We start from the raw sequence: 19,267 nt of genomic DNA, 5'->3' as shown, positions 1-19,267 counted from the left end.
TCATTTCAGCCACACCCGCAGCGGGCCGAGAGCCGCGTAGCCGTCGCGGAGGGCGGCGTCGAGGTCGCCATGAGTGTACAAATTGGACAGTCCGGCGAAGTCGCCGTCCCGGTTGGAGATCACACCGGAGACGCCGTCAGACCACTCTGCGACGGACGGGTCTTCGAACCGGCCGTCGACGCGTGCCCAGCCCGGTTCGAGGGGCACCTCAGCGGTGCGCGTGATCCAGGTGGCTTCGAAGAGCACCTCGAAGCCCGCGCCGGAAAGATCCAGGCAACCGAAGCTGTCCTTCACCGAACAACCCGGCGACAAGTCGATTCCGTCCAGTACGTCCGTCACCGAGGCGGCAGGCGTCAACGTCACCGCGTCCGGGTACAGCGGCGGCGTCCGGCGCGGCGCGGTCCAGGCATGACGGCCGAACGTCCCGGCGATCCCGTGCGCCCGGCACACCACGTCGCACCAGCGGGCGTTGACGCGCGCGGCGTCCGCTACACCCGCGCGAACCACAGGACGTCCGGTTCACCTTGCGGCACCGGGATCTTCAGCTCCCGCACCTCCCCGAACCGCGCTCGCAGCCGCTTCGCGAAGGACGGCACCGCCTCGGCACTCCACACCCCGAGCACCCCGCCGGGCCGCAACCGGTCAGCGAGCATGTCGAGTCCGTCGTTCTGATACAGCTCGGCGTTGCCGTCGGTGACCGTCCACTCAGGACCGTTGTCGATGTCGAGGCACAGCGCGTCGAACCGCTCTTCCGTCCGGCGCAACCACTTCACCAGGTCGGCCTCGACGACGGTGACCCGCTGGTCGGAAAGGGCGTCGTCGTGGACGTCCTTGAGCGGGCCCTCTCGGTTCCACCCGATCACGGCGGGTTCGCGCTCCACGACCACGATCTCGCCGACACCGGGGTGGTCCAGCGCGGCGCGCAGCGAATAGCCGACACCGAGGCCGCCGATCAGCATCCTTGTCCTGCCCGGCACCAGGTCCGCCGCCACCGAGACGAGCAGCCGTTCGGATTCACCGTTCCGGGTGTCCATCAGGAAGACGCCGTTGGCGATGACCTCGAAGTCCTCACCGGCCCGGCGAAGTACCAGTTCGCCACTTTTCCCGGCCACCACGTCGAGTACGTCGGTCATCCGGGCAGCTTATCGGCGACGGCCGACGCGAGCCCGCGCATTTCGCGGATCATGCAAGCGCCGTAGCGGAATCACCTCCGGCGCTCCTAACCTTGAAGCGTCGGAGGTGATACTCATGCACGCGACCGTCGGAGACGAGATCCACGTGCACGGACGCACGGTGGGCTCGGTTGAACAACGCGGTGAAATCCTCGAGGTACGCGGCGAACACGGCGCCCCGCCGTATCTCGTCCGGTTCGCCGACGGGCACGAAGGGCTGGTCTTTCCCGGACCCGACTGCGAAGTCCAGTCTCGCGCCGAATAGGCGTCACTCGGCAAGGGCGGGCTGCTTCACGCGGCTCCGCCAGCCCGCCACGACCACGGCCGCGCCGAGCGCGGTCAGCACCGCCGCGATCTCGGGCAGCAGGAGCGGTCCGCCGCCGCTCAGCACCGCTCCCCCGACCAGGCCGGAGAGCCCGACGCCGAGATAGATCGCGGACGCGTTGAGTGAGAGGAGCAGTCCGGCGTTCTGGCTGGAGAGTTCGATCAGCCGGTGCTGGATCGGCGGGTTGACCGACCAGGTGGCCAGTCCCCAGAGGAAGAGGCCGACGGCCGCGCCCGCGACGGTGGTCGCCACCAGCGGCAGCAGCGCGAGCACCACGGTGATCCCGCCGAAGACGACCAGCAGCGGCCCCTTGGCGCCCCACTTGTCGGCCGCGCGGCCGCCGAGGACGTTGCCGAGCGCGCCGCCCGCGCCGTAGACGAACAGCAGCAGGCTGACCGTCGTTCCGTGGACGCCGGCCGTGGCGGACAGCACCGGCGAGATGAAGGTGTAGACGGAGAACGCGGCGAGGCAGCCGAGCACGGTCGCGGCGAGCATGGCGAGGACGCGCGGGTCCCTGGCGACGGTGAACCTTTCAGCCAGCCGGACCGGAGGCGGCGCCGGGACCGCGGGCAACACCATCCGGACCGCGAAGGCACCGAGAAGCGAGAAGGCCGCGACGAGTGCGAAGACGGCCTGGTAGCCGACGCTCTGTGAAAGGACGCTGCCGAGCGGGACGCCGAGGATCGTCGCGACGGTCAGCCCGCCGAAGACGAGCGCGACCGCGCGGCCCCGGCGTTCCGGCGAGGTGAGTTCGGCGGCGACGGCGCTCGCGGCCGGGGTGAAGACCGCCGCGCCGATCGCGGTGACGACCCGGGCGAGGAGCAGGGTCACGTAGCCGGGCGCGAGGGCGGCGAGTGCGTTGCCGATGGCGGTGACGACGAGCGCGGTGACCAGGAGCGTGCGCCGCTCCCAACGGCCCGTGACCGCGGCGAACAGCGGTGAGCCGACCGCGTACGCGATGGCGAAGGCGGTGACCAGCTGCGCGGCGGCCGTCTCGGAGACCCCGAGCTCGCCGGTCAGCGCGGGCAGCAGCCCGGCGACGACGTACCCGCTGGTGCCGACCGCGAACGTGCCGAGTGCCAGCACCGCGGTCCTGGGTGGTGCGAAAGTCATGACTCCCCAGCTCCAGACCCCTTTTGCGCCCACTTCCCACTCCCTGCCCAGATCGCGATTAGGGGGCGGAAGTCGCTCCGGCCCCGGTCACCCAGGTGCCGGGCAGAGCGCACTTAGCCCGCGAAAGTCGAGCCGGTGCCGCGGGAGCCCGGCCGGCGCCGGATCGCGATCAGGGGGCGAAAGTCGCACGGGGGTCGTTGTTCGATGGTTGTCGTAGTTCGATGGTGACCGTACTACGAACTCGCGGAAAGTTCGAGGGGCGTCGTACTATGGACGGATGGCCACGCCGACCCAGCAGTACGTCTACCCGGGGCAGGACGAGATCCGGATCGAGACGGTCCTCGCCGCGCTCGCCGACCCGGTGCGGCTCGACATGGTCCGCCAGCTGGCCGGCCCCGGCACCGAGATCTCGTGCAGTGGTTTCGACGTCGCCGTGACCAAGTCAACACTCACCCATCACCTGCGCACCCTGCGCGAAGCGGGCATCATCATGGGCCGGCAGCAGGGCACCACGCGCTACAACTCGTTGCGCCGCAACGATCTCGACGAACTCTTCCCCGGACTGCTCCAGGGCGTGCTCGCCGCCCGCCGCTGAGGGTGGGCAGCCTCACCCGAAACCGGGATGACAAAAGCCCCCGTGATCCGTTGAACTGGACGTAGGACAGCTCGTCGACGTCGGGGCCGAACGCGCTGTCTTCTTTCATGTCCGAGACCTAAATCGATTCAGTTGCCCATCCGCGACGGTGGGCGAGTAATCGTTTACTCACGTACGACCCTCGAAGGGAGAGCCGTGCCCGTCGCGCTGCTCGCGCTCGCCATCGGTGCCTTCGGCATCGGCACCACCGAATTCGTCATGATGGGCGTACTGCCCGAAGCCGCCGCCGATTTCGGCGTGTCCATCCCGTCCGCCGGCTACCTGATCTCCGGTTACGCCCTGGGCGTCGTGGTCGGCGCCCCGCTGCTCACCGCGGTCGCCGTCCGGCTGCCGCGCAAGACCATGCTGCTGGCGATGATGGGGTTGTTCACGCTCGGCAACGTCCTCTTCGCGCTCTCGCCGAACCAAAGTTTCGGCGTCGCCTTCCGCTTCCTCGCGGGCCTCCCGCACGGCGCGTTCTTCGGCGCCGGCGCGGTCGTCGCGTCGAGCCTGGCCAAGCCGGGCGAACGCGCGAAGGCCGTCTCGATGATGTTCATGGGCCTGACCCTGGCCAACGTCGTCGGCGTGCCGCTCGGGACGCTGCTCGGCCAGAAGGTCGGCTGGCGCGCGACCTTCGGCGTCGTCGCCGTGATCGGCCTGGTCGCCATGGCCGCGATCGCGAAACTGGTCCCCCATCAGGGCAAACCGGTCGAGCCGTCGCTGCGCGGCGAACTCGGCGCCTTCCGCCGTCCCCAGGTGTGGCTCGCGCTCGCGATCGTCACCTTCGGCCTCGGCGGCGTATTCGCCTGCCTGTCCTACATCACGCCGATGCTGACCGACGTCACCGGCTACTCGCCGTCGAACGTCACCCTGCTGCTCTCGCTGGCCGGGGTCGGCATGACGATCGGCAACTACCTCGGCGGCAGGCTCGCCGACAAGGCCTTGATGCCGAGCCTCTACGTCTCGCTGTTCGGGCTGGCCACGGTGCTCGCGATCTTCACCGTCACGGCGAACGGCAAGGTCGGCGCCGCGGTGACGATCTTCTTCGTCGGCCTCGCCGGTTTCATGATCGGCCCGATGATGCAGGCCCGGATCATGGAGAAGGCGGGCGGGACGCCGTCGCTGGTCTCCGCGGCCGTGCAGTCGGCGTTCAACATCGCGAACTCGATCGGCGCCTACCTCGGCGGTCTGGTGATCGCGGGCGGGCTCGGCCTGGTCGCACCCAACTGGGTCGGCGCGTCACTGGCGGTGCTGGGGCTCTCGCTGGCCGTGGTCTCCGGCGGCTTGGACCGCCGCGAAGCGCGAATCACGCCGGCCATGGCCTCCTGACCCTCAGGACAACGGCCCGCCGGTGATCGTGAAGGCGATGAAAAGGATCAAGACGGAAAGCGCGCCATAGGTCAGGACGTCGACAGGCTTGCCGCGGATCGCCAGCAGCCCGGCCTTCACGTCGGGCAGGAGCGCCCTCAGCAGGCCCGCGAGCATCAACGCGCCGCCGATCAGCGCGGCGCCCTGACGCCAGTGGTACTGGCCGATGCGCAGCGCGGCGACGGCCACCACCAGCATCACCAGCAGGAACGGCACGTGACGGAGCAGTGCCCCACGGTCACGCCGCTGTCCGGCCACCGTCATCAATCCTTGTCCTTCATGGTCTCGCGGGCGATTCGATTCACGCCGTCAGTATCCCGGGTGACTAAACAGACAGCAGGTCAGGGCGTCTTCCGCGTTGTCAAGAGCGGCAAAACCCACATGCGGGGTGCACACGGGCGCGGATACGGTCAAAATGTGAGCGTGGCACAACCGACGACTCAGCTGAACGCGACCGAGCAGGACACCCTGGTCAAACAGATCGGCCTCGCCCTGCTGCGGGCCGCGCCTCGTGATTGGCGGAAGGTGACCGCCGAGTACCGGGCCGTCGGCAGGTACCACGAGATGACCGGCGAGATCATCACCGAGGACGGCACCACGCACGAATGGGTCGCGACGCACGACATCGCGACGCTGTTCGGCAGGCTCCGTGCCGGGATGTACCGCGACGGCCGCGGCACCTGGTTCAACGCGCGGTACCAACTCGACCACCCGTCCAGCTACAACCTCGAGTACAACCGCGACGAGCCCCAGTGGCGCCTCGCGCCGCCTCCGCAGGCACTCTCCGACGAACTGCGCATGTTCCCCCGCTCCGAGGAGAATGTGCCCGAATGGCTGATCCGGCGCATGTCCGGTCTCGGCCCCGAACAGCCGGGCCCGCACTTCCGCATCGCCCGGATCTTCGACACCGTCGGCCCGGCCGGGCGTCCGGTGATCAACCGGCCCGACCTGGAGATCGAGGAGCAGGACAGGCTGCTCGAATACCTCGACCACGCGCCGCTGGTGGTCACCGAGCGCGGCTACGACATCGACAGGCTCGCCCAGACCCCCGAGGCCACCGTCCCGGTCGCCTTCCACAGCGACGGCCAATGGATCTGGCCCGCCGCCGTCAACTTCTACCTGCGCGAGTACGGCGTCTCGCCGGAACTCGACTTGATCGACCACGTCCGGCAGAACGGCTTCACGCTGCCCGAGGTCGACGACCCGACGTTGCAGGCCGCGGCGGGATACCTCACCCGGGGGAATCAGCCCCCGCAGCAGCGCCCCAACGGCCCGGGTGGGCCCAACGGCCCCGCCGGCCCGCCTCCGCAAGGCCCACCGCAGAACGGCCCGGCGCAGAACGCGCCTGTGCCGCCGCAGGCCCCGGCCAACCAGGGCCCCGGCCCCAACGGTCTCGCGGGTCCCGGCCCGAACCAGCCCGCTCAGCCGCCGGTCCTCCCGCCGCACCAGCAGCAGGGCCCGGACTCGGCCTCGTTGGCCGCCGCGGCCGCCGCACCGGTCTCCGCCGCCGCGGCCGTCCCCGCCGCCGAGACGACCGTCCCGGACCAGGCCGAGCAGGCCCAGCAGTACGAAGACGGCTACGACCCCCAGGACTACCAGGCGCAGGACTTCCACGAAGCCGCCGCCGAGCAACAGTACGAAGACGGCTACGACGAGCAGTACGGGCACGAAGAGGCGCAGTTCCACGAGTCCGAACAGGACGCCTACACCGACGAGGCCCGGCAGGACGACGCGCCGCGCCAGCGCACCGAGCCCGAACCGCTGGTCGCCGACCCTGAAGCCACGACGTACGCGCGGCCTCCTCAGGTCGACGCCTACGAGCAGCCTCACCCCCCGCAGGAAGAGGACCAGCCGTACTCGCCCCCCGAGGAGACGACCACCGGCTACACGCCGGTCGAGCAGGCCGACGCCAGCCCTGAGCTGCCTCTCCTCACACACGACGCGGAGCCGCCCAGCGCGCCCCCGCCGTCGGACTCCGAGATCACCCAGGTCGACGGCCCGCAGCAGGAGCGGGGGACCTTTACTGCCGCCCCCGTGCCCCGCGCGGAGCCCGAACCGCAGCGCGAGGAAGCCCCGCGCCGGGCGGCGCCGGAGCGGCCGCGCCGCGCCGAGCACCCCGTCCCGGTCCTGAACGAACTACAAGCGAAGTTCGACGACCTCGACGTGCCCGACGACGTCTACCGCATCGGCTCCCCCACCGAGCACGGTTGGAGCGTCGAGCAGGTCGACGGCGGTGGCTGGCGGGTCGGCTGGTACGACGGGAAGCTGACCAACCCGGCGGTGTTCGGCGACGCCGAGGACGCGGCCGCGTTCATGCTCGGCAAAGTCCTCCTCAACCCGAACGGCGCTCCGCCGGTCATCGACGAGCCCTACGAGGAGCCGCCCGCCGCCGAGGAGCGGCCGGTCGAGGAGCCGCCCCCGGCTCCGGCGCCGCCCGTGCTGGCGACGCTGTCCCCCGAGATCGCGACCGGTTCGCATCCGATTCCGCCGCGGGAGTCGATCCCGGCACAGGAACAGACGGCGTTCACGACGGCCGAGGAACTGCTCGGGGACGACTTGGACGACGAGCCCGCCCCCGCACCGGTCCCGCCCCCGGTGCGGCCGAATCCGGTGCTGTCGAGTCCGCCGCCCCGGCGCGAACCGCCGGTGACGCCGCCGCCTCCGCCGCCGATGCGGCGCGAGGAACCGGCCCGCCCGCCGGTTTCACCGGCCGCCGGGCCTCCCGACGCCAAGCAGAACTGGCCGATCTCGCCGCTCAACGGCGAGCCTCCGTTGACGCTGTTCCGCGGCAAGGAGCTGCGTGAGCTGCCCGCGGGCAGCGAACTGGACCGCTTCGGCGGCCCGAACGGCAACCTGACCTACGCCGCCGGGACGCCGTTCGAGGAACGCTCACTCGTGCCGGAGTGGGTGAACCGGCCGTACCACGTGTACCGCGTGCAGCGTCCGCTCGAAGCGCTCGCCGGTGTCGCGATCCCGTGGTTCAACCAGCCCGGTGGCGGGTCGGCGTACCTGCTGCCGGCGTCCATCGAGGAGCTGCTCGCCGAGGGCGACCTCATCGAACTGGACCCGGGCGAACCGCCGATCGACTAGCCCGTGGCGTGTTATGAACGGACCTTTCATAACAAGACTTGTTATGAAAGGTCCGTTCATAACATCCGGGGTCAGTGGATGACGAGGCCGTGCGCGGCGGCGTAGGCCACCGCGGTCTCGGTGTCCACGTGGACACCCGAGAGGTTCGCCTGCACCAGGCCGTTGGCGTCGATCCGCGCTGCGCGCAGGTCGGCGCCTTCGAGTTTCGCCCCAGCCAGTCGGGCTCCGGTGAGGTCGGAGCCGCGCAGATCGGCTCCGGTGAGGTCCGCCTCGGTCAGGTTGGCCTCGCGCAGCCGAAGACCGGAAAGATCCACTTTGGACAGTCGGTTTCGACTCAGCGAGACCAGCGACAGGTCACATTCGGTGAACGCGACCTTCTGGAACCGGCAGTCCACAAAGGACGATCCGAGCATCGAGCAGGAGCTCCACCGGGTCCCGGCGAGCACGCTGCGGTCGAAGGTGCACGACCGGAAGGCCGACGCCTCGTGGCGCGAGCCCTCGAAGTCGACCTTGGTGAAGTCGCATTGGTCGAAGGTGCAGCCTTGGGTGCGCAGCCCGCGCAGGTCGGCCTCGGTGAAGTCGCAGCCGACGAAACTGCGTTTTTCCCACCATTGCTGGGAAAGGACGGCTTCTCGATAGTCTTCGGCGGTCTCGATCACCCGTTCAGGATCGCACACCTGCTCACGGCCACGGGATCGCGTTCACCGCTCCGCCTGCTTCAGCGGCTCGGGATGATCTTCGCACCCGACACGTATCGCATGGCCTCGATGAACTTCGGGTCGTTCATGCGGCGCTCCATCTCCGGGTACTCGAGGTCGACGAGCCGGGTCTGGATCCACCACAGGTTGCCGAACGGGTCGCGGACCCGGCCGACGCGGTCGCCGAAGAAGAGTTCAGTCTGCTTCGTGACCTCTTCGGCGCCCGCCTCGACGGCCCGGCGCTGCGTCTCGATGCTGTCCTCGACGTAGAGCCGCAGGTACGCCGGGGTGTCGACCCAGTCGTCCTGCGCGTCGAACAGCATGACGACCGAGTCGCCGACCCGGACCTCGGCGTGCCCGATCTTCCCGCCCTCGACATACACCGGTTCGCCCATCGGCTCGGCGTCGAAGACCCACTTCAGGAAGTCGATCACGCCCGCGGTGTCGCGCGAGATGATCCACGGGGTGACGGAGTGGTAGCCGTCGGGGATCGGGTTGTTCATCAGGGTTCTCCTCAGTCGTCGTGGCGCGTTGAGAAGAACACTAAAGGGCGTATAGGACAGATCTTGTCCTAATGCGTTTTCAGCAGGAACGACGGCTTCATGTCCCGCCACTCCGGCATGTCCAAGGAGTTGAGGGCCTCGACGATGCGTTTCTCCTCGTAGCGGAAATGCGTCTCCATGATCGCCGTGAGCCCGTCGAGTTCCCGCTGGACATGCAGGATCTCGGCCGGACTCGACGCCGGGCCGACGCCGCCGACCAGTTCTTCGAGCCGTTCGATGATCCCGGTCATGACGTCGTGGTCGTGCGCGAGTTCTTCGAGCACCGGCCGCAGTTCGGGATACTTCTCCGACAGCACAAGGAAAGCGCCGCCGTCCTCCCCGGTGTGATGCCTGGTCAGCGCCGAGCAGAAGGTGAGGCAATGCGCCCGTAGATCGCGCAGCCGCTCGGCACGCCCGTCCGCGACCGATCCGAGGTCGTCATGCAGTCTGGCCAGCTCTTCACGCAGCCAGTTGTGAACCTGAACGAGTTGATTTCCGAACGCCGTCAACCGGCCGTTCGGCGAAGAAGGGGTTTCCATGATTTCCCATGGTCCGGCGCCTCCGCGCCCACGGCGGTCTCTTTGCCGGGTGCACTGCGACGCTGGATGAACTTCAGCATGGCTCCCGGGTGATCGTCAAGGGGCTCAGCGGAAGTCACGCGACTTGGCGGTGATCCGCAGCGGCAGGTGCCGGATCTGCTCCGCGAGCACGTTCACCACCTCTCCGGTGCGCTCGACCACGCCGCGGACCAGCAGCGCGGGGCTCCCGCGGGCGACCCGATGATAGCGCCGCCACACACCCATCGTGCAGATGATGTTGATCATCCCCGTCTCGTCTTCGAGGTTCATGAAGGTGACGCCGCCCGCGGTCGCCGGCCGCTGGCGATGGGTGACCGCGCCGCCGGTCAGCACCCGCGTACCGTGCGGGACCTCGCGCAAGCCCGCCGCCGTGACGACGCCGAGTTGGTCGAGGTTCTCCCGGACGAACTGGGTCGGGAAGCTGTCCGGCGACACCCCGGTGGCCCAGACGTCCGCGGCCGCGACGTCGATTTCGTCCATACCCGGCAACATCGGCGCCTTGGCCCCGGTGGTGAGCCCCGGCAGTTTCTCCAGGCTCTCGTCGGCGACGGCGCCCGCCGCCCAGAGCGCGCTCCGCCTGCTCTCGCCGAAACAACCGAACGCGCCCGCCGTGGCCAGTGCCTCGACCTGCGGTTTGGTCAGCCGCACACGCCGGGCGACCTCGGACAGGTCCGCGAACGGGCCACCGCGTTCCCGCTCCTCGACGATCTCCTTCGCCAGGCTCTCGCCGATCATCCGCACGGTGGACAGCCCGCCCCGCACGGCGAGCAGTTCTCCTTTGCCCGGCAACGGTTCCAGCGTCGCGTGCGGGAGGCTGGCGTTGATGTCGGGCCCGAGCACCTTCACGCCGTGCCGCCGCGCGTCGGCGACCAGCGACTGCGGCGAATAGAACCCCATCGGCTGAGCGCGCAGCAGTCCGGCCAGGAACGCGTCCGGGTGGTAGTACTTGAAGTACGCGCTCGCGAACACCAGCAGGGCGAAACTCAGCGCGTGACTCTCCGGGAAGCCGAAATTCGCGAACGCCTTGAGCTTGCCGAAGATCTTCTCCGCGAGTTCCTCACCGATGTCGTGCTTCGCGGCACCTTCGAGGAATCGTCGTTTGAGCCGTTCCATCTTCCGCTCGGAACGTTTGGCCCCCATGGCGTGCCGTAACTGGTCGGCCTCCGCCGGGGTGAAATCGGCGACGTCGAGGGCGATCTGCATCATCTGTTCCTGGAACAACGGGACGCCGAGGGTCTTCTTCAGCGCGTTCTCCAGCTTCGGGTGGTCGAAATCCCATTTCTCCTGCCCGTTCTTGCGCCGGATGTAGGGATGCACCGAACCGCCCTGGATCGGGCCAGGCCGGATGAGCGCGACCTCGACCGCGAGATCGTAGAACTTCTTGGGGCGCAAGCGAGGCAGGGTGGCCAGCTGCGCACGGCTCTCCACCTGGAAGACGCCGATCGCGTCGGCGCGGCAGAGCATTTCGTAGACGTTCTGATCCTTGAGATCCAATTCGGAGATGTCGACCTCTTCCCCTTTGTGGTCGTGAACCAGATCTATCATATAGTGCAGGGCCGACAACATTCCGAGCCCGAGCAGGTCGAATTTGACCAATCCCGCGGCGGCGCAGTCGTCCTTCTCCCACTGCACGACACTGCGGTCCGCCATCCGGGCCCATTCGATCGGCACGACCTCGCTCACCGGCTGGTGGCAGATCACCATCCCGCCGGAATGGATGCCGAGGTGCCGGGGAAAGTCTTCGAGCGCGCAGGCGAGTTCGACGACTTCGCCGGGGATGTCGTGATCGTGGTCTTTCTCCGTGGAGCGCAACGCGCCCCAGCGGTCGATCTGTTTGCTCCACGCGTCCTGCTGACCTGGCGAGTACCCCAGCGCCCGCGCCGCGTCCCGGACCGCGGACCGGGCCCGGTAGGTGATCACGTTCGCCACCTGGGCGGTGTTCAGCCGCCCGTATTTCCCGTAGACGTACTGGATCGCCTCCTCACGGCGATCGGATTCGATGTCGAGGTCGATGTCCGGGTAACCGTCGCGATCCGGGGCGAGGAACCGTTCGAAGAGCAGGTTGTAGCGCACCGCGTCGACCTTGGTGATGCCGAGCGCGTAACAGACCGCCGAATTCGCGGCCGAACCCCGGCCCTGGCAGAGGATCTTCTTCTCCCGGCAGAACCGCACGATGTCCCAGACGATCAGGAAGTAGCCGGGGAAGCCCAATTCCTCGATGATCTCCAGCTCGTGTTCGATCAGCTTCCGGGCTTTTCGGCGGTATTTGTCGGTTTTGTTCTTCTCGTGGTCCTTCGCGCCTTCGTAAGTGAGATGCCGCAGGTAGGTCGCCTCGGTGTGACCTTCGGGCACCTTGAAGGGCGGCAGCTTCGGTTCGATGTGGTGCAGTTCGAGCGCGCACTCCCGGCCGAGCAGCGCCGCCCGCTGCACCGCACCCGGGTACCGCGCGAAGATCTCGGCCATCTCCTCCCCCGACCGCAGGAACGCCGTCCCCGCCGCGGGCAGCCAGCCCTCCATGTCCTCCAGGCCACGCCGGGCGCGGATGGCGCCGAGCGCGTCGGCGAGCGGGGCCCGTTCCGGCCGGGCGTAGTGCGCGGCCGTGGTCGCCACCGTCGGCAGCCCGAACTCGGTGGCCATCTCACTCAGCAAGTCGTTGTGCGTGCTGTCCAAGGGAAGACCGTGGTCGGTCAGTTCGACGTAAACGTTGTCCCGGCCGAAGCAGTCGATGAGTTCCTTCAGTTTCCCCGCCGCCGCGGAAGGTCCCTCGGTGACGAGCGCCTTCCGCACCGCGCCCTTGCGGCAGCCGGTGAGCACGACACATTTCCCGTCGACCTCTTCCGCGACCGCGCGCAGGTCGTAGACCGGTCTGCCCTTCTCTGCCCTTTCCTTGGGGGACAACGAATGCCTGTCGAAGCCATACAGCTGTCCGGCGGTGATCGCCCGGTTCAGGCTCAGGTAACCGTCCTGTTGCTTGGCCAGCAGGAGAAGGTGCTCGCCCTCAGGATCGGCGAAACCGTTCTGCGGCCCGGACAGCCCGAAGCTGAGCTCCGTGCCGAAGACGGTGTGCACGCCCAGTTCCCTGGCCGCTTCGGCGAAGCGCACCACGCCGTACATGCCGTCGTGATCGGTGAGCGCGATCGCGTCCAGGCCCAGCCGCGCGGCCTCCTCCACCAGCTCCTCGGGATGGCTCGCCCCGTCGAGGAAGCTGAAGTTCGAATGGCAGTGCAGTTCGGCGTACGGCACCCTGCGCGTGGTGGCCCCGTCGTCTTCACCGATCGGCCCCGAGAGGTCGGTGGGAGGCTGATAACCCTCCCGTTTGGCGCTCCACGCGGGGCTGTCACCGCCGTCGCCGGGCTGGACCTCGCCCGCGAGTTCGCGGGCGAGGTCCTTCCACGGCCGTGGAGGGTTGTCCCAGCCCATCGGTCACTGATTCTCGGTCGAACGTCTCGGCGGGGGGACGAACACTTCCGCTCTCGGGACGCACGCCGCCCAGGCCGGGTCCGGCTCGGCGCGCTGCACCGGGACGGCCGGTTCCTCCAGCCAGCTCCGCACCAGCCGCGTGTACTCCTCGTCCATGTTCAGTCGTACTTCCCTTCCAGTGTCCACATCGGATTCTTGTGGGGTTCGAAGCGGAGCAGCACCGCCTCCTCGGCGTCCTGCCCGTCGGCCAGCAGCACCTGCATCCGGATCCGGGTCCCCGACCGCGCGTGGCCCGCCCCGGCCCGGACGCCGACCGGCCACGGACCGGCCCACGAAAGGACTTCACGCGGCTCACCGCCCTCGAAGCTCACGAGGAACGGCACGGCGGTGATCCGGCGCCGCGCGGTGATCTCCACGACGCGCCCGCTCTCGTCCAGCACCTGGGCGGGCACCGGCCGCGCGAACACCGTCGCAGGGGAAGGCGACGGTAGCCGTCCGGCCCAGTTCGCGTCCGCCTGCGCCGACTTCTCCCGCCTGTCGCCCCACGGCACCAGCCGGACCCGCTCGGCGGGATCGCGGCCGCCGTCGAGGACCGCGGTGAAGACGCTCTCCGGGCCGAGCAGCCCCTGCACCCGCACCAGTGCGCGGCCGGCGCGCTCACCGGACAGTCCTTCGTCCTCGGTGGACGGCCGCAGCCCGCCCGCCGAGGACGCCTGCCACAACCCGAGTTGCAGCGACCGGCCTTCGACGGTCTCCTCCGGCTCCAGCCGCAGCCGGACGACACCGGACCGGGGCCGCGCCGAGGTGTCCCGGACTTTCAGCCAGCCTTCGAACTGCCAGCGCACCCTGTCCGCGACGCCGAGCGGGGTCAGCGGTTCGGCACAGCGCCACACCCGGCCGAGTTGTTCGCCGGTCTCGGTGGTGGCGTAGATGCCGAGGCGGGTGCAGGCCAGCCCGTGCGCGGCGAGCCCGGCGTGGAACCGTTCACCCAGCCCTTTCGCCACGAACGCGGCGGCGTCGACCCGGTCGATCGGCGGGTCGAACGCCTGCGCGAGCGAGAGTTCCGGCGGTGGACGGCGGCGCGACGGCGGCCGCTCGGACCGTCCTCGCGCCAGCCGGTGCGCGAGGACACCCTCCATCCCGAACCGCGCGGAGACGTCGCTTTCGCCGAGTGCCGCGAAGGCACCCAACGTGCGAAGGCCGAGTTGCCGGAGCAGGGTGACCAGTTCGGCTCGGCCGGTTTTGGGCTGATCGAGTTCGCGGATGGGCAACGGGGCGAGGAAATCCGCCGTCTCACCCGGCTCGACCAGCGTCGACCGGCGGGCGGCGAGTGTCGCGGCGAACAAGCCGTCGGCGACACCGACCTGGCATTCCACCCCCGCCGCCACGGACACCTCGTCCACCAGCCGTTCGAGGAGGCCGTGTTCACCGCCGAAGTAGCCGGCCGCGCCTTCGACCGGGACGGCGACGATCCCCGGGCGCACCACCTCGACCCCGACGGCCAGTTCCTCCACCGCCCGTACGACGGACTCGAAGAGCCGGGCGTCACGGCCGTCGTCCTCGCCGAAGACCGCCAGCTCCGGACAACAGGATTGGGCCTCACGCCGCCGCATCCCGCGGCGGACGCCGTCCCCTCTCGCCACCGCGGTGCAGGCGACCACACGGTTCGCCGAGAAGACCGCGGCCGGACGGCCGACGGGCTCGCCCGCGACGGCCGCGGCGGCGACCGCGGGCCAGTCCGGGCACCACAGCACCAGCATGCGCACGGGCGGGTTCACGCCGTCCCCCATCTGGTCGCGGGAAAGTCCGCCCGTTCGACCCCACCTTCGCCGGGAAACCGCAGCAACGCCGACGTCGGCCGGGCGGCCGCACCCCGGCCACCGGCCCGCACCTCGACCTCACGCGCGCGCAGGTAGCCCGCGCCACCGCCCTCGAGGCCCGTCCAGCGCGAACGGCGGCAGCTCAGTTCGACCTCCGCACCGGGCCAGGAACCCAGCGAAAGCAGCACCGAGCCACGGTTGCGGGCGCGCGCGGACAGCCGTCTCGCCACGTCGGGCCGGGCGAGGCCCGGACCGACGACCACGAGATCGAAGCCGTCGAGCAGGGCCGCGGTCACCGCCGGGAACTCGGCACCGGGACGGGGGACCAGCGCGAGCCTGCCCACCTCGACCCCGAGTTCCGCGGCGGCGACCACCCCGAGCGCGGGCAGGCCGACCGCGACCGCCCACGCGCCGCCGGCGGTCGCGGCGGCGAGCAGGGTGAGCACCAGTGACGTGGACCCCAGCACCGAAACGGTGCTCCCGCGCCGGAGCCCCGCGGCGGGCAGCAGACCGGACAACGCCGGGGACACCGGGAGCACCCTTCCCGTAGTCCTCGCGTGTTCGGCCGCGGAAGCCACGCCACTGGCCGTACTCACTCCTGGCAAGGCCGCCAGCCTCGCCAACGGCAAGGCCCGTGCCTCGACCACCTCCGCTGTCACCGGACCTCGCCTCCCCACTACACCTAGACCGTCCATAGAGGACGGTGCTGGCATGCCACGGGGAAGGCGGCATCTCGAACAGGTGTTCGATGACTCCAGTACACCGGGTCTCGCGGTGGTTGTCAAGCGATGAGGGATCGATCACCGGACCTGTCATGCCCGAAGCCGGAAAGCACCGCCGTTTGCCAGGAAATCCGCAGCTCAGGGACCTTTGAGGAACATCGATCCCTCGGCCACCAGGCGGTTTCTGCCATTCTGGACGCCATGCCCTCGGAAGCCTTGCGTCGCGCGTTGTCCGACCCCGGCGAGCCGCCGCTGCGCCCACTGCCGGACGAGGTCGCCGCCCTGCTGGACCGGCTGGCCGCTTCCCCGCGGCTCGCCGCCCATCTGCGAGCGGTCCACGATGTGGCCGGCACGCTGGCCGACTGGCTGGAGAAGCGGCATCCGGAAGTGGACTTCGACCGCAAAGCGACCCTTTTCGGTGCCGCCATCCACGACATCGGCAAGACGATCCACCCCGGGGAGTTGTCCGGACCCGGCTCCGCGCACGAACAAGCCGGTTACGAACTCCTTCTGTCCCAAGGAATCGGCGAAAAGCGGGCTCGATTCGCGCGAACGCACGCCGCCTGGGGTGAGGATGTCGGCGTCGAGGATCTGCTCGTGAGCATCGCGGACAAAGTATGGAAGTCGAAGCGGGTCGAGGATCTCGAGCAGCTGCTGGTCGATCGTCTGACCGTCGCGAGTGGACTGTCGCCGTGGGAGGTCTTCATGGCGTTGGACGACGTGCTCGACTTGATCGCGGCAGACGCCGACGGAAGGCTCGCCTTCCAGGCGCGCCATCCCGTCGACGGCTGATCGGTCCGGCCACGCGAAGCAGCGGGAAGCTCACGAAGAGTGCCGGAGCCGGACGGGATCGATCCACTCGCGTTCGGTGTCGTCGGCTGACGCGGGGCACGGCGGCGGCTTGACCAGATCAGCGCCGAGGTCCAGATCCTATAGGCCTGCTTCACGAGGTCACGTTCACTTGACCGACCTGAGACCCAGTGAGCACCTGCCGCGGACGGCCGACGTCGCGGTCGAACCAGGACAACAGCGCCGCTTCGCGCGCCGGGAACCCGTTTGGCTTGCTATAGCGCGAAACACCCTCTAACGGCAGGCTGTTGCCGTACAACCACGGGAACTACCCGCCATGCATGGCGGATGCCAGCTTCGCGGGAATCCGTCGACACGGCCCTTCGCCTACGCTTCCGGACGTACAAGCTCTTCCGCCAGTTCGACGACGATCCCTTCCGGGCCGCGGACGTAGCAGAGCCGGTAACTGTCCTCGTATTGCACCAGCTCGCCGACGAGGGTGCCGCCGTGCGGCCGCAACCGTTCGAGGGTGCCCTCGACGTCCTCGACCGAGAACACGAAGTGGCGGATGCCGGGCGTGTTCATCGGCGCGCGCGCATCACCTTCCCGCCTCTCCGGCGTCCGGTATTTGATCAGCTCCACCCCTCCGCGGCCGTCCGGCGGCCGTAGCACCGCGATGTCCGTCCGAACCCCTTTCAACCCGGTGAGACGGTCGACCGTGTCACCGGTGAGCGACGCCTCGCCTTCCAGTTCGAGACCGAGCGCGACGAAGAACGCCTTGGTCGCTTCGAGATCGTGGACGACGACACCGACGTGTTCCAGCTTCATGACAGGTCCTTTCAGGCGTCCTGGCGCGCTGCCCGCTGACGCAGGAGTTCTTCGACGGCGGAAGGCAGGGTGGTCTCGAAGTCGATGAGCTTGACCCAGGTCGGGGTCACCACGATGCGGACCATGCCGTCGTAGAGCGACCGCACTTCCTTCTCCCACTCTGCCCGCTGCTGAGGCGTCATCTCGTAGCTGCCGTTCCACCGCAGGTACTCGTCGGGGATGCCGTCGACATAGTCCAGCTTGGCCGTGCCGCGGATGAGCAGCACCTTCGGTGGGTGCGATTCGGTGTCGATCGTCAGCGCGACGGCGGGATTGCGGCGCAGCGCAAGCAGCTTCTGCGCGTTCGTCGCGGTGCACATGACGACCTCCTCGCCGTTCCAGTGGATCCCGATCGGGATCGCCCGCGGCGTGCCGTCAAGCGCGGTGTAGGCCAGCCGGGCCAGGTCACGGGCCAGAAGGTCCCGGCTGTACGGGCGGTTCAGGATCTCGTCGATCGTGCTCTGCCGCATGTCGCTCTCCTCGGGTCGCTGTCTTCGCGGACACCCCAGGGACGCCGCTGTCCCCGCCACTTCGACACCCCGGAATGTGACCCGCCTCACTTCGCCTTTAGCGGGCTAAACGCGATCTGTTTGTCGAAACGGCACCTGGCCAGGCGTCGCGTCTGTGAAGGCACACGAGAGAGGACAGCCATGACGAAGGAATCCGAGGTCCGCTTCGAGGGCTTCCTGCCCACCACACCCGCCGACACCTGGGCCGCGATCACGACGGGCAGCGGCGGCTGGCTCTGGCCGATCCAGTACGAACCGCGTGACGGCGGCGCCGAGTCCGGCCTCACACCGAACGGCGGCATGGTGACCGTCTGGAAGCCGTCACAACGCTTCGTCACCTACGCGGAAGACGGGACCGGCTGGTTCAACACGCTCGAGTACGTCCTCGAGCCGAAGGACGGCGGGACCTACCTGCGCTACGAACACACCACGGTCCTCGACGACGTCGAATACGACGCCTGCAAGCGGCACACGGCGTTCTACCACCACTCGCTGGCCGAATACCTGACACACTTCAACCGTCGGCAGGTGAAGTACTTCAAGACCGACGCGCCCGAAGCCTCGAAGGCTCCGGAGGCGTTCGAGGTCGTGCGGGCGGCGATCGGCGCGACTGTCGCAGGCGACCAGGTGCGCTTCGACGTACCGGGCGGCACCATCGAAGGCGTCGTCGACTACCTGACGCAGGCCTTCATCGGCGTCCGGACCGAAGACGCGCTGTATCGCTTCTACGGCCGGAACGTCTGGGGCCGGCCTGTCGGCATCGGGCACCACCTGTTCGCCGAAGACGCCGACGCGGGCAAGGCCGAGAAAGCATGGACGGCCTGGCTGAACGGCCTGTACGCCTAGCGAGGCAGGTTCTTCGCGAGCTCGGCCCCGACGGACTTCGCCGCTTCGGCGGACTCCGCGGGCGGAATCGGCGAGTTCGTGAAGAACCCCTTGTCCCAGCCCTTATAGGTGACGATGCCGACGTACACGCCCCGGGTGAAGCGCAGTTCGGCACCGCTGAAGGCGCTGTCGGTGTCCAGAGAGACGAGAACCGCCTTCTCCCCGATGCCCTGCACCTGCTGCTGGCGTTCGGACGGCGCGGCCGACCCGACGGAGGACTCGGCCGCGCGCTTCTCGGCGTCCGGCCCCTCGTGACGGTAGACCATGACCTGAAGGGTGCGGTCGTGGACGTTGTCACCGTCCGGCGCCGCCCACGAGCAGCCGTACTGTTTGGTGACGATGTCGCCCGCTTTGATCTCGTTCTCGCGGACGCCCTGGAAGCTGGTGGTGACCGCCTTGGTCAGGGTCTCCGGAGAGACCTTGCACTCGGCGGGCGGCTGCTGGGAGACCGGCGCCTTGCCGACGGACGAGTAGTACTCCGACGCGAAGATGCCGCCTGGGATACCCAGGCCGAGCAGGACGACGCCACCCACGACCAGGCCGACGATCAGCCCGGTCTTTTTCTTCTTGGGCGGCTGCCCGTAGCCGGGCGGGGGATATCCGGGCGGCGGGCCATACCCCTGCCCACCGGGCTGGGGCGGGCCGTAACCCGGCTGCTGCTGTCCGTATCCCGGTCCAGGTGGCGGGCCCTGGCCCGGACCTTGGCCGTACCCCTGCGGCGGCTGGTGCACCGAT

At 69.0% G+C, this 19,267-nt stretch carries 20 protein-coding genes; 6 read left to right on the top strand and 14 right to left on the bottom strand.

The features are described 5' to 3' along the window. On the bottom strand, positions 1 to 507 hold the full coding sequence (locus BS329_RS21940; RefSeq protein ID WP_076163113.1) for a hypothetical protein: 507 nt from the start codon (positions 505 to 507) through the stop codon (positions 1 to 3). Next, a complete protein-coding gene (locus BS329_RS21935; protein ID WP_076163112.1) occupies positions 489 to 1,133 on the bottom strand; it encodes a spermine/spermidine synthase domain-containing protein in 645 nt (214 codons plus the stop codon). Before BS329_RS21935 ends, BS329_RS21940 begins: the two co-directional genes overlap by 19 nt. Positions 1,134 to 1,248: 115 nt before the next feature. Here BS329_RS21935 and BS329_RS21930 point away from each other — a divergent pair, with 115 nt between their 5' ends. Continuing rightward, positions 1,249 to 1,437, top strand: a complete 189-nt coding sequence (locus tag BS329_RS21930) for a DUF1918 domain-containing protein (protein ID WP_076163111.1) — start codon at positions 1,249 to 1,251, stop codon at positions 1,435 to 1,437. 3 nt (positions 1,438 to 1,440) lie between these two features. On the opposite strand, the gene BS329_RS21925 is transcribed toward BS329_RS21930, so the two are convergent. Then, entirely contained in the window at positions 1,441 to 2,610 is a 1,170-nt protein-coding gene (locus tag BS329_RS21925; RefSeq protein ID WP_076163110.1) for an MFS transporter, read from the bottom strand. Positions 2,611 to 2,887: 277 nt separating this feature from the next. Here BS329_RS21925 and BS329_RS21920 point away from each other — a divergent pair, with 277 nt between their 5' ends. Both BS329_RS21920 and BS329_RS21915 read left to right on the top strand, forming a co-directional pair. Then, positions 2,888 to 3,205, top strand: coding sequence for an ArsR/SmtB family transcription factor (locus BS329_RS21920; protein ID WP_076163109.1), 318 nt, complete (start codon positions 2,888 to 2,890; stop codon positions 3,203 to 3,205). 195 nt (positions 3,206 to 3,400) lie between these two features. Beyond that, positions 3,401 to 4,573 (top strand): MFS transporter, encoded by a 1,173-nt coding sequence (locus BS329_RS21915; RefSeq protein ID WP_076163108.1) that lies wholly within the window; start codon positions 3,401 to 3,403, stop codon positions 4,571 to 4,573. A gap of 3 nt (positions 4,574 to 4,576) precedes the next feature. Here BS329_RS21915 and BS329_RS21910 read toward each other — a convergent pair whose 3' ends face one another. Next, a complete protein-coding gene (locus BS329_RS21910) occupies positions 4,577 to 4,876 on the bottom strand; it encodes a DUF3017 domain-containing protein (protein WP_076163107.1) in 300 nt (99 codons plus the stop codon). A gap of 153 nt (positions 4,877 to 5,029) precedes the next feature. Here BS329_RS21910 and BS329_RS21905 point away from each other — a divergent pair, with 153 nt between their 5' ends. Next, a complete protein-coding gene (locus tag BS329_RS21905) occupies positions 5,030 to 7,702 on the top strand; it encodes a TNT domain-containing protein (RefSeq protein WP_076163106.1) in 2,673 nt (890 codons plus the stop codon). A 71-nt stretch (positions 7,703 to 7,773) separates the two neighbouring features. Here BS329_RS21905 and BS329_RS21900 read toward each other — a convergent pair whose 3' ends face one another. The 7 genes from BS329_RS21900 to BS329_RS21875 all read right to left on the bottom strand — a co-directional run bounded on the left by BS329_RS21900 (position 7,774) and on the right by BS329_RS21875 (position 15,419). Continuing rightward, a complete protein-coding gene (locus BS329_RS21900; RefSeq protein ID WP_076163425.1) occupies positions 7,774 to 8,361 on the bottom strand; it encodes a pentapeptide repeat-containing protein in 588 nt (195 codons plus the stop codon). Positions 8,362 to 8,420: 59 nt separating this feature from the next. Further along, the gene (locus BS329_RS21895) at positions 8,421 to 8,903 is read right to left on the bottom strand and encodes a VOC family protein (RefSeq protein WP_076163105.1); all 483 of its coding nucleotides are present in this window, start codon (positions 8,901 to 8,903) and stop codon (positions 8,421 to 8,423) included. 68 nt (positions 8,904 to 8,971) lie between these two features. Then, complete coding sequence (locus BS329_RS21890; protein ID WP_076163104.1) at positions 8,972 to 9,481, bottom strand: hemerythrin domain-containing protein; 510 nt, start codon at positions 9,479 to 9,481, stop codon at positions 8,972 to 8,974. Between the two features lie 105 nt (positions 9,482 to 9,586). Then, positions 9,587 to 12,940, bottom strand: coding sequence for an error-prone DNA polymerase (locus tag BS329_RS21885; RefSeq protein WP_076163103.1), 3,354 nt, complete (start codon positions 12,938 to 12,940; stop codon positions 9,587 to 9,589). A gap of 3 nt (positions 12,941 to 12,943) precedes the next feature. Beyond that, positions 12,944 to 13,096: a hypothetical protein gene (locus BS329_RS43940; RefSeq protein WP_167480025.1), complete on the bottom strand. Its 153-nt coding sequence runs from the start codon at positions 13,094 to 13,096 to the stop codon at positions 12,944 to 12,946. Between the two features lie 2 nt (positions 13,097 to 13,098). Further along, a complete protein-coding gene (locus BS329_RS21880) occupies positions 13,099 to 14,730 on the bottom strand; it encodes a DNA polymerase Y family protein (RefSeq protein WP_482746709.1) in 1,632 nt (543 codons plus the stop codon). After that, on the bottom strand, positions 14,715 to 15,419 hold the full coding sequence (locus BS329_RS21875) for a hypothetical protein (protein ID WP_076163102.1): 705 nt from the start codon (positions 15,417 to 15,419) through the stop codon (positions 14,715 to 14,717). The genes BS329_RS21880 and BS329_RS21875 overlap by 16 nt, the downstream gene beginning before the upstream one ends. 264 nt (positions 15,420 to 15,683) lie before the next feature. On the opposite strand from BS329_RS21875, the gene BS329_RS21870 reads away from it, so the two are divergent. Then, positions 15,684 to 16,274: an HD domain-containing protein gene (locus BS329_RS21870; protein WP_076163101.1), complete on the top strand. Its 591-nt coding sequence runs from the start codon at positions 15,684 to 15,686 to the stop codon at positions 16,272 to 16,274. A gap of 384 nt (positions 16,275 to 16,658) precedes the next feature. On the opposite strand, the gene BS329_RS21865 is transcribed toward BS329_RS21870, so the two are convergent. Beyond that, complete coding sequence (locus BS329_RS21865; protein ID WP_076163100.1) at positions 16,659 to 17,099, bottom strand: VOC family protein; 441 nt, start codon at positions 17,097 to 17,099, stop codon at positions 16,659 to 16,661. 11 nt (positions 17,100 to 17,110) lie between these two features. After that, positions 17,111 to 17,608, bottom strand: a complete 498-nt coding sequence (locus BS329_RS21860; RefSeq protein WP_076163099.1) for a pyridoxamine 5'-phosphate oxidase family protein — start codon at positions 17,606 to 17,608, stop codon at positions 17,111 to 17,113. Positions 17,609 to 17,788: 180 nt separating this feature from the next. Between BS329_RS21860 and BS329_RS21855 the strand changes: the two genes are divergently transcribed. Next, positions 17,789 to 18,493: an SRPBCC family protein gene (locus BS329_RS21855; RefSeq protein WP_076163098.1), complete on the top strand. Its 705-nt coding sequence runs from the start codon at positions 17,789 to 17,791 to the stop codon at positions 18,491 to 18,493. Here BS329_RS21855 and BS329_RS21850 read toward each other — a convergent pair. After that, positions 18,490 to 19,263, bottom strand: coding sequence for a hypothetical protein (locus BS329_RS21850; RefSeq protein WP_076163097.1), 774 nt, complete (start codon positions 19,261 to 19,263; stop codon positions 18,490 to 18,492). The genes BS329_RS21855 and BS329_RS21850 overlap by 4 nt on opposite strands. Positions 19,264 to 19,267: the final 4 nt, after the last annotated feature.

The sequence above is a fragment of the Amycolatopsis coloradensis genome, from assembly GCF_001953865.1.
GTDB classification, from domain to species: Bacteria; Actinomycetota; Actinomycetes; order Mycobacteriales; family Pseudonocardiaceae; genus Amycolatopsis; species Amycolatopsis coloradensis.
This window is presented reverse-complemented; position numbering and strand designations above follow the sequence as displayed.